This is a genomic window from Brevundimonas sp. (assembly GCF_031082345.1).
GTDB lineage: Bacteria > Pseudomonadota > Alphaproteobacteria > Caulobacterales > Caulobacteraceae > Brevundimonas.
On the sequence record NZ_JAVHLH010000092.1, the window covers coordinates 1 to 9503 of the forward strand.

Genomic DNA, 9503 nt, shown 5'->3' on the forward strand with positions numbered 1-9503 from the left:
CCGCCGCTCGCCAGCGCCCTGCTGAAGATCGACGCCGCCAGCGGACGGGTGCTGGCCCGCTATCCGGCCCCGGGCGCGGAGCAGATGCTCGGCGATGTGACGCTGGGGCCGGACGGGACGGTCTATGTCGCCGGCGGCGACCTGTTCCAGCTTCGGCCGGGCGGCGAAACGCTGGAAGTGCTGACGCCGGCGGGCCTGATGCGGTCGCCGCAGGGCATGGCGGTGACGCCGGACGGCGCCGCCCTGATCACAGCCGACTATTCCTCCGGCCTGTGGCGGGTGGACCGGGCCACCGGCGCGGCGACGCGGCTCGAGGCCCCGGCCAACGCCAGTCTGATCGGCGTCGACGGCCTGATCAGCGACGGCCGCGGCCTCTATGCGCTCCAGAACGGCACGGCGCCGCAGCGGGTGCTGAAGCTGACCCTGGACGCGGGCTGGCGCCGGATCGAGGCGGTGGAGGTGCTGGTCGCCAACCTGCCGCGGATCGACGAGCCCACGACGGGTCTGGTCCACGAAGGCGAACTGGTGTTCGTATCGCGGTCGCAGTGGAGCGATTTCGACGGGGAGGGGGCGCCGCGTACGCCGACGCCCGAACCGGCGCTGATCTCCCGCCTGCGGCTCGACTGACAGGGACAAGACAATGATCGAGATGGTGATCGACGCCCGGCGCAAGGACCTCGGCGGCTTCGAGGTCGGACGGGTGCTGCCGTTCCACGCCCGCCGCATGGTCGGGCCGTTCATCTTCCTCGACCAGATGGGCCCCGCCGAGTTCGCGCCGGGGGCCGAGGCGATCAATGTGCGGCCGCATCCGCACATAGGCCTGTCGACCCTGAGCTATCTGTTCGAGGGCGAGATCATGCACCGGGACAATACCGGCGCGACCCAAGCCATCCGTCCCGGCGAGGTCAACTGGATGACCGCCGGCAAGGGGATCGTCCATTCCGAGCGCACCGATCCGCTGAAGAAGAGCCAGGGCGGGCCGATGCACGGCATGCAGGCCTGGATCGCCCTGCCCGAGGAGTCCGAGGAGGTCGACCCGTCCTTCCATCACCACGGCGAGAGCGATCAGCCGGCCTATGAGAACGGCGGCCTGTTCGCGCGCCTGGTGGCCGGCGAGGCCTATGGGGCCCGGGCCGCCGCGCCGGTGTCGTCGCCGCTGTTCTATGTGCACTGGGAGCTGGCCGAGGGGGTGCGCACCACGCCGCCGCCGGGCCGGGGCGTCGCCGGCGGCTACAGCGAGCGGGCGCTGTATGTGGCCCGGGGCGAGATCGAGGTCGGCGACCGCGTCTTCCACGAGGGCCAGATGATCGTGCTGGAGCCGACGGCCGAGCCGACGGTGCGGGCGGTGAAGCCCTCGACGGTGATGGTGCTGGGTGGCGAGCCGGTCGGACCGCGGCTGATCTGGTGGAATTTCGTCCACTCGAAACAGGAGCGGATTGACCAGGCCAAGGCCGACTGGAAGGCAGGGCGCATGGCCCTGCCGACCGAGGACGATCTGGAATTCATTCCGCTGCCGGACGTGCCGTCGACGCCCGAGCCGGCGCCCGAGGCGGTGAGGCCGGGGCCGACCGATCCGGTCTAGGTCAGCTGGCCGGGCGGTCGGTGCGGCACATCTGACGGGCGCGCACGGCCATCAGCCGGTCGCCCGCCGCGCGGGCCTCGTTGCGGGCGTCGGTGCAACGGCCGAGCTCGATCAGGGTGCTGACGCGATTGGCGAGGTCGATCCGCTCCAGCGGCTGGGACGGAATGTTGTTGCCGGAGGCCGAGTCCAGAAAGGTCTCATACTCGGCCCGGGTCCAGGCGTTGCTGTACATGGAGGGCGTGCGGTCCAGGCGCATCGGCTGTTGATTGGACGGGGGCGGGGTGTTGGGACGCGGGGGCTGTTGCGCAGCCGCGGGAAGGGCCGCCGCGAGCAGCGATGCGGCGATGAGGCAGGATGAAAGGCGACGCATGGGCGGTTTCCTCCAAAAAGCGTGAACAGTCTCTCCCCAAAACCCCATGGAATGCAACCTCAGGATTTGCAGGGGCGAGGTCACCCGCTTGAATTCAGCCGCGCCCGCCCGATCTATCCGCCATGACCGCATTCTCCGTTCTCGACCTGTCGCCGATCGTGGAGGGCGGGGACGCCCGCCGCGCCCTGCTGGAGACCACCGAACTGGCGCGGGCGGCGGAGCGGCTGGGATATGCCCGCTTCTGGCTGGCGGAGCATCACAACATGCCGGGCATCGCCAGCGCCGCGACCGCCGTGGCCCTGGCCCATGTGGCGGCGGCGACGGAGACGATCCGGGTCGGCTCGGGCGGGGTCATGCTGCCCAACCACGCCCCGATGGTGATCGCCGAGCAGTTCGGCACGCTTGAGGCGCTGCATCCCGGCCGGATCGACCTCGGCCTCGGCCGCGCGCCCGGGACGGACGGCGAGACGGCGCGGGCCCTGCGCCGCTATTTCGAGGCCGCCGACCAGTTCCCGCGCGACGTGATCGAGCTGCAGGCCTTCCTGGAGGATCCTGTCGAGGGTCAGCGGGTCACGGCCTGGCCCGGCGCGGGGTCGAAGGTCCCGATCTGGCTGCTGGGCTCCAGCCTGTTCAGCGCCGAACTGGCGGCGCAGCTGGGCCTGCCCTTCGCCTTCGCCAGCCATTTCGCGCCGGAACTGCTGCTGCAGGCGCTGGCGACCTATCGCGCCGGATTCCGGCCGTCGAAACAGCTGGACCGGCCGTATGCGATGGCCGCCTTCAACGTCTTCGCGGCCGACACGGACGCGAAGGCGGCGCGGCTCTCGACCTCGATGCAGCAGGCCTTCGCGGCGGTGGTCACCGGCAAGCCGGGCCGGCTGAAGCCGCCGGTGGACGACATCACGGCGGTGCTCGACGCCCGGCAGATCGCGGCGGTCGAGAGCCGGCTGACCTATGCGGCCATCGGCGGCCGGGAAACGGTGCGGGCGAAGCTGGAGGAATTCATCGCCCTGACCGGAGTCGACGAGGTCATGACCACGGGCATGATCCACGACCTCGACGCGCGCATCCGCAGCCTGGAAATCACCGCGGAGGCCGTGGCGGGCCTGAGGGACGAAGCGGCCTGAGGAGCCGTCATTACGAACTCTTAAATGGTGAAGCTCGTCGGGCCGGGGCATAGGGCGCGAAATTCAGGAGCCCGCCATGCGCCTTGCCGCTGTCATCCTGGGGGCCGCGCTGGCCGTCGCCCCCGCCGCCTTCGCCCAGACCGAACCCGCGCCGCCGCCGGCCTTCGACTCCGCCGGATGGGTCGCCGACCTGGAGCAGGTGCGGCAGGCGATGTCGGCGGGCTACGCCAATCTCGAATGGGCCGTGACCGAACGGGAGGCGCCGCTGGGGCCGCTGTTCGCCGTGGGCCGGCAGAGGCTCGAGGCGGCCCGCAGCGAAGCCGAGGCGCGCGAGGTGTTTGAGCGGCTGGAACGCTACCTCGGCGACAAACACGTGGATTTCGTCTGGCCGCGCGCGGGCGGACCGGGCGCGCCGGGGGGAACCTCGGACCGGGCCGACGAACGGCCTCCGTGCGAACGGCTCGGCTTCAAGGCCGACGGTCGCGACGGCGGGGCGGTGGCGCGAAGCCTGCCCGGCTATCGCGCGCTGGAAGGCGACAGCGGCTTTCCGGCCGGGGTGGTCGAGGTCGAGGGCGGGACGGTCGGGGTGATCCGCATCGCCCTGTTCTCGCCCCAGGCTCATCCGGCCGCCTGCGCGGCGGCATTGACCGATCTGCGGCCGGCCGGCGAGCCGTGCGACGACGACTGCATGGATCGTTTGTGGTCCCTGGCGGCCGATCGGGTCACGGCGGACTTTTCCGATCGTCTGCGGACCCTGAAGGCGGCGGGAGCGACGACCCTGCTGGTCGACATCGCCGGCAACGGCGGCGGCACCGAATGGGTCGAGGCGGTGGTGCGGACGGTGACGCCGGTGCGCCTGCGTTCGGCGCGGGTCGGTTTCATCCGTCATCCGCACTGGGCCGAGGCCCTGGCCGCCGGCGAACGGCGGATGCGCGAGACGGCGGTCGGTCAGCCGCCCGAAGATCGCGCACGGCTGGAGCGGCATGCGGCGGCCTATGCCGCGGCCCGGGCGCAGGCGGAGCAGCCGTGCGATCCGGCGCCGCTGTTCGAGGGGCGGGCGCCCGACTGCGACTGGCTGGGGCGCGGCGAGATATACAGCACCGGGCCGGAGGCGGCGCTCGATCCGGCCATCGTCGGCAAGCCTTGGGCGGCCGAGGTCTTCGCGCCGCTGGCCTTCGCCTTCGAGCCGGGGGTCTGGACGGGTCCGCTGGTCGTGCTGGTGGATGGCGGGACGGGATCGGCCAGCGAGCAGTTCGCCGCCGTGCTGCAGGACAATCAGGCGGCGGTCATCCTCGGCGCGCCGACCGCCGGGGCCGGCTGCGGCCACACCCGGGGCGGACTGGACACGGTGCTGCGGCACAGCGGCGCGACCCTGCGGCTGCCGGACTGCGCCCGCTTCCGGTCCGACGGGCGCAATGAGGTGTCGGGGATCGACCCCGATGTGCTGATCGGCTTCCGTGAGAACGACGGACCGGCGCGGCGGGTGAAGCGGCTGGAAGCGGCCCTGCCGGCGGCGCTCGAGCTGGCGGCGCGGCAGGCGGCGAACCGCTAGCCGGGAAGGCCGCGCAGGAAGTCGAGCAGCAGCCGGTTCACCTCGTCGGGACGCTCCTGCTGGATCCAGTGGCCGGCGCCGGGAACGACGACCTGCATCCGAAGATCGGGGGCCCAGTCCTTGAGCCCGGCCTCGTGGGCGCCGGCGTAGTGGCGGACCGGGTCGCGCTCGCCGACCATAAAGGCGGCGGGGACGCGGATGCGGGCATCCTGCAGGAAGGCGGTGGCGGCCCAGTTGGCGTCGAGGCGGCGGTACCAGTCCAGCGGGCCCTTGAAGCCCCCGACCGAGAAGGCGGCGACATATTCCGCGAAATGCGCCTCGGTCATCCATGGCGGCAGGGTCGCATCGTCGGGGATGGTGGAGAGGAAGCTCTGACCTTCGGGGATGAAGCCGGTCGACTGCCGGCCGTCGGGCGTGGCCCCGTCGTAGGCGAAGAAGGCCTTGCGCAGGGCCGTCGGCGGGTCGGCGTCGAAGACCGCGTGGGCGTCAGCGGCCTGGAACCGGCTGATGTAGAGGTCGCCCAGACCGAGCCGTTTCGAGATCGCGGCCATGGCGGCGGTGGGCGGGCCCTTCGGGCGGCGCGGCTGGAACGGCACCGACAGGCCGAAGACGGCGCGGAACAGGTCGGGGCGGGTCAGGGCGCAGTGCCAGGCCACCGGCGCGCCCCAGTCGTGGCCGACGACGACGCAGGATGTCTCGCCCAGCGCCCGGACCAGATCGACCATGTCGCCGACGAGATCGAGGATGCCGTGGTCGGCCGCGTCGGCCGGCCTGTCGGTCCCGCCGTAGCCGCGCATGTCCGGGGCGACGGCGTGGAAGCCGGCGGCGGCGAGGGCCTCGATCTGGGCGCGCCAGCTGATCCCTAGTTCGGGGAAGCCGTGGATCAGCAGCACCAGCGGACCGGAGCCGGCCTCGAGGATCGACTGGTTCAGGCGGTCGGTCTGGATGTGGCGGGTTTGGGAGGTCATGGACCAAGGGTGCACCACCCCGTCGATCCCGCAAAGGCCGACCGACCGGCCGGCGTGATTGTCCGTTCGCACAAAGTGGGGTTGAGTGGCGTATCGCAGGAGCGCGGCCAATGAAGACCCTTCTCCCCATCCTCGGCGCCCTATTGGTGACCTCCTGCGCCAGTCTGCCGCCGCCCGCGATCGTGGTCGCCACGCACGAAACCGCCTCGCCGACGGACCAGGGAGGTCGGGTCGGCAGCCCCGCGATCTGGTCCGGTGGACTGGTCAACGAGCCCGGTCTGGTTCGCAGCGGTTTCATAGCCAGCGCCGCGCGCGGAGACAGTCTGGTGATCCATGACCTTGAGGGGCGCGTGATCCAGCGGGTCGCCGGGGCTCCGGTGACGGACCTCGACGTCGCGGTCCTGCCGCTTGCGGACAGCTATGCCCTGGTCGTTGCGGCCGCACGGCGTCGGTCTGGCCAGACCAGCTTGGTCCTGTTCCGTCTCGATCGCGGTGCAGATCAGGAGGTCCGGCCCTGGGGCGAAGTCGCGACGGACCTGTCCCGTCCTGCGGGACTCTGCATGCGGCAGGTGCGCGGCGTCCTGACGGCGGTAATTCTGGATGGGCGGGGGCAGGTGCTGCAATTTGCGGTTGAGGAGGCGCCATCGGGCGCGCCCGCCCTCCGGGAGACCCGGCGGTTCCGGGTTCCGAACGCGGGACCGGGTTGTGCAATAGACCCGGGTGGGCGCCTCTTTGTAAGCCACAGGCGGCGCGGTTTCTGGAGCATCCCCCTCGATCCGTCCGCCAGCCCGATCCCGGTCCACCTGGTTCCCGGCACGCCTCGCAATGTCCCCCGCAGCATCGGCGTGGCCTTTCTGAACGACAGGCAGGGCCCCTACCTGACCAGCCTTGACCATGACCGGAAGGGTTTTTCGGTCTGGCGGCTGGAGAGGGCGGGTCTGAACTGGGCGGGGCGGTTCAGCGTGCTCGACGGGCCCGGCGGACCCGCGGTCCGAAGTCCGGGCGGGATCGACGCGTTGGGCGGGGGGATGGGATCATTCCCTGGAGGTCTCGTCGTCGTTCAGGACGAGGCGAACGACGGTGCGCCGAACCTGAAATATATCGACTGGACGGCGGTGAAGGAGGCGCTCGGCCTCTAGAGCGTCACGCCGGTGGTGCGCATGATCTCGGCGCGGAGTTCGGGCATGCCGTCGCCCTTTTCGGCCGAGGTGACGATGACCGAGGGATAGGCGGCGCCGCGCTTGGAGACCCCCTTCAGGGTGGCGGCCTGGACCTTTTCGGCCTCGCCCTTCTTCAGCTTGTCGGCCTTGGTCAGGACGATCTGATAGCTGACGGCGGCGAGGTCGAGGGCGTCGAGGGCCTCGTCGTCGACCTTCTTGAGGCCGTGGCGGGCGTCGATCAGCAGATAGACCCGCTTCAGCGTCACGCGGCCGCGCAGATAGTCGCGGCCGAGGTCCTGGAATTTCTTCACCGTCGACTTCGACGCCTTGGCCCAGCCGTAGCCGGGAAGGTCGACCAGCCGCATCTTGCCGTCGAGGTCGAAGAAATTGACCTCGCGCGTGCGGCCGGGCTCGTTCGAGGCCCGGGCCAGCTTGTGCATGCCGACGAGGCCGTTGATCAGGCTGGACTTGCCGACGTTGGAGCGGCCCGCGAAGGCGACTTCGGGCAGGTCCGGATCGGGCAGTTGCTCGATCTTGGCGCACCCCATGACGAAGGTGGCGGGGCGTGCAAACAGGATGCGCGCCTGCTCCAGTTCCTCGGGCGTGAAATCGTCCAACTCAGGCCTTCGCCTTCTTCATTCGCTCGATGAAGGCGTCGATCGGATTGTCCGCCTTCAGGCGGTGCATGATGATGTACTGCTGGAAGATGGTCAGGATGTTCGACCACGCCCAGTAGATCAGCAGGCCGGCCGGGAAGGTGGCCATGATGAAGGTGAAGACGATCGGCATCAGCTGGAAGATGCGGCGCTGCATCGGATCCGGCGCCTGGGGGCTCATCGCCATCTGCAGCCACATGGTGAGGCCGTAGAAGATGGCGAGGACGCTGAGCGCGAAGGTGCCGCCCAGCAGGCCGCCGACCAGCGGGGCCGTCGACGGATCCCACGGCAGCAGGCCGAACAGGTTCCAGATGGTGGTCGGGTCCGGCGCCGAGAGGTCCTGGATCCAGCCGACGAAGGGCTGGTGCCGCATCTCGATGGTCACGAACAGCATCTTGTAGACGGCGTAGAAGACCGGGATCTGGAGCAGCAGCGGCAGGCAGCCGGCCAGAGGATTGATCTTCTCCTTCTGGTACAGGGCCATCAGCTCCTGCTGCTGCTTCTGCGGCTCGTCGGGGTGCTTCTTCTTGATCTCCTCCATCTTGGGCTGGAGGTTCCGCATCTTCGACATGCTCTCGTAGCTCTTGTTGGCGAGCGGGAACATGATCAGGCGGACGGTCAGGGTCAGGGCCAGGATGGCGAGGCCGAAATTGCCCAGGAAGCCGTAGAAGAATTCGACCAGCCAGAAGATCGGCCGGGTCAGGAAGAACAGGAAGCCCCAGTCGATGGCGTAGACGAAGCGCGGCAGGTCGAGGCTCTCCTCGTAGCCGGCGAGGATCTGGTTGCGCTTGGCGCCGGCGAACAGGCGGCGGGTTTCGGTGATCTGGGTGTTGGGCTGGACGGTGTGGGCTTCGCCCAGCATGCCGGCCGCGTGGATGTTGTAGTCCCCGGCGTCGGTGGCGCGGAACTCGCCGTTGATCTTCTCGTCCTGCGGAGGGATCAGGGCGGCGAGCCAGTATTTGTCGGTGATGCCGAGCCAGCCGCCGGTCGACTCGTGCTCGACGAGGGGCTTCTTGGCCCAGCCGTTGTATTTGAGCTGTTCGGTCGAATAGCTCTCGCCGTCGCCGAAGGTGCCGATGGCCCCCTCGTGCAGGACCTGGTTCTTGCCGAGGTTGTCGGGCACGCCCTGGCGCTGGACGCTCGCGGCCGGAGCGATGACCACGGGCTGGGCGCTGAAGTTGGCGACCGTATCCGTGATCGTGAACACATACTGGTTGTCGATGCTGATCCGGCGCGTGAAGCGCAGGCCGGCGCCGTTGTCCCAGGTCAGCACGACCGGCGTCGTCGGCGTCAGGGTCGAGCCCTGGGTCAGCCGCCACGGGGTGGTGGGGCCGGGAACGCCGCCGGGAATGTTCGGGCCGCTCCAGCCGAACTGGGCGAAGAAGGCGTGGCGCATACCCTCGGGGCGGAACAGTTCGACGGCGGGCGCGTCCGCGTCGATGGTCTCGCGGTAGTGGGTCAGGAACAGGTCGTCGATGCGGCCGCCGGTCAGCGACAGCGATCCGGTCAGGGTGCCGGTGCGGATCGGCACCCGCGCCCCGTTGCGGCCCAGGGCGGCGGTGCGATCCTCGGTGAAGATGGCGGCGCTGGGCTGGGGGGCGGTGATCGGGCCGGTGGTCGACTCGGCCGTGGCGGCTTCCTGGATGGCGCGACGCTTCTGAGTCTGCGGCTCCATCACGAAGACGCTGTAGGCCAGCAGCATGATCGACGCGATCACGATGAAGATGATCGTGTTGCGGCTGTTATTCTGGGGGGGCATGGAGATCAGCAGTCCTGGCCGGCGGGCGATGTCGGTGCGTGGGGCGCGACAGGGGGCGCCGACCGCGGGGTCGCGAGCCTTGTAAGCGCCGATTTCACATCGTCAAGCAAACGGTCCCACGCACGGTCCGCCGTGCCCATCCGGGCGATGAAGACATAGTCGCTGCCGGCGACCGCCAACTGCGGCGCCAAGGCCCGCGCCGCCTCGCGCAGGCGGCGTTTGGCGCGATTGCGGATGACGGCGTTGCCGACCTTGCGCGTGGCGGTGAATCCCAGCCGCACCGTCGGGTCGCCGTCGCCGCGGGCCAGCCGCTGAACGACCACGGCGCCGCG

At 70.0% G+C, this 9503-nt stretch carries 9 protein-coding genes and 1 pseudogene; 5 read left to right on the plus strand and 5 right to left on the minus strand.

Going from position 1 to position 9503, the window contains the following annotated elements; translation table 11 throughout:
- Nucleotides 1-627, plus strand: a pseudogene (locus RDU12_RS07750) (hypothetical protein); the annotation flags it as partial.
- Nucleotides 628-640: 13 nt separating this feature from the next.
- A complete protein-coding gene (locus RDU12_RS07755) occupies nt 641-1582 on the plus strand; it encodes a pirin family protein (protein WP_300292362.1) in 942 nt (313 codons plus the stop codon).
- 1 nt (nt 1583) lies between these two features.
- Here RDU12_RS07755 and RDU12_RS07760 read toward each other — a convergent pair whose 3' ends face one another.
- Entirely contained in the window at nt 1584-1952 is a 369-nt protein-coding gene (locus RDU12_RS07760; RefSeq protein ID WP_300292361.1) for a hypothetical protein, read from the minus strand.
- Between the two features lie 122 nt (nt 1953-2074).
- Here RDU12_RS07760 and RDU12_RS07765 point away from each other — a divergent pair, with 122 nt between their 5' ends.
- Together RDU12_RS07765 and RDU12_RS07770 are read left to right on the plus strand one after the other, a co-directional pair.
- Nucleotides 2075-3076, plus strand: a complete 1002-nt coding sequence (locus RDU12_RS07765; protein WP_300292359.1) for an LLM class flavin-dependent oxidoreductase — start codon at nt 2075-2077, stop codon at nt 3074-3076.
- Between the two features lie 76 nt (nt 3077-3152).
- Complete coding sequence (locus RDU12_RS07770; RefSeq protein ID WP_308684385.1) at nt 3153-4628, plus strand: S41 family peptidase; 1476 nt, start codon at nt 3153-3155, stop codon at nt 4626-4628.
- On the opposite strand, the gene RDU12_RS07775 is transcribed toward RDU12_RS07770, so the two are convergent.
- Nucleotides 4625-5596 (minus strand): alpha/beta hydrolase, encoded by a 972-nt coding sequence (locus RDU12_RS07775; RefSeq protein WP_308684386.1) that lies wholly within the window; start codon nt 5594-5596, stop codon nt 4625-4627. The two genes, RDU12_RS07770 and RDU12_RS07775, sit on opposite strands and share 4 nt — an antisense overlap.
- A 110-nt stretch (nt 5597-5706) precedes the next feature.
- On the opposite strand from RDU12_RS07775, the gene RDU12_RS07780 reads away from it, so the two are divergent.
- On the plus strand, nt 5707-6735 hold the full coding sequence (locus RDU12_RS07780; protein WP_300292032.1) for a phytase: 1029 nt from the start codon (nt 5707-5709) through the stop codon (nt 6733-6735).
- Here RDU12_RS07780 and yihA read toward each other — a convergent pair.
- From yihA to rnpA, 3 genes are all read right to left on the minus strand, one after another.
- Nucleotides 6732-7373, minus strand: a complete 642-nt coding sequence (gene yihA, locus RDU12_RS07785; protein WP_300292031.1) for a ribosome biogenesis GTP-binding protein YihA/YsxC — start codon at nt 7371-7373, stop codon at nt 6732-6734. The two genes, RDU12_RS07780 and yihA, sit on opposite strands and share 4 nt — an antisense overlap.
- Before the next feature lies 1 nt (nt 7374).
- Nucleotides 7375-9171 carry a membrane protein insertase YidC gene (gene yidC / locus RDU12_RS07790; protein ID WP_300292030.1) on the minus strand — a complete coding sequence of 599 codons (1797 nt, stop codon included), beginning with the start codon at nt 9169-9171 and terminating at the stop codon, nt 7375-7377.
- 5 nt (nt 9172-9176) lie between these two features.
- Nucleotides 9177-9503 (minus strand): ribonuclease P protein component (rnpA, locus tag RDU12_RS07795; protein ID WP_308684387.1); only part of this gene is annotated, 327 nt, incomplete at its 5' end.

What these genes read in the sequence shown, in the direction of transcription:
- RDU12_RS07755 (WP_300292362.1), top strand. Translation starts at nt 641, where the DNA reads ATGATCGAGATGGTGATCGACGCCCGGCGCAAGGACCTCGGCGGCTTC.
- RDU12_RS07760 (WP_300292361.1), bottom strand. Translation starts at nt 1,952, where the DNA reads ATGCGTCGCCTTTCATCCTGCCTCATCGCCGCATCGCTGCTCGCGGCG.
- RDU12_RS07765 (WP_300292359.1), top strand. Translation starts at nt 2,075, where the DNA reads ATGACCGCATTCTCCGTTCTCGACCTGTCGCCGATCGTGGAGGGCGGG.
- RDU12_RS07770 (WP_308684385.1), top strand. Translation starts at nt 3,153, where the DNA reads ATGCGCCTTGCCGCTGTCATCCTGGGGGCCGCGCTGGCCGTCGCCCCC.
- RDU12_RS07775 (WP_308684386.1), bottom strand. Translation starts at nt 5,596, where the DNA reads ATGACCTCCCAAACCCGCCACATCCAGACCGACCGCCTGAACCAGTCG.
- RDU12_RS07780 (WP_300292032.1), top strand. Translation starts at nt 5,707, where the DNA reads ATGAAGACCCTTCTCCCCATCCTCGGCGCCCTATTGGTGACCTCCTGC.
- yidC (WP_300292030.1), bottom strand. Translation starts at nt 9,171, where the DNA reads ATGCCCCCCCAGAATAACAGCCGCAACACGATCATCTTCATCGTGATC.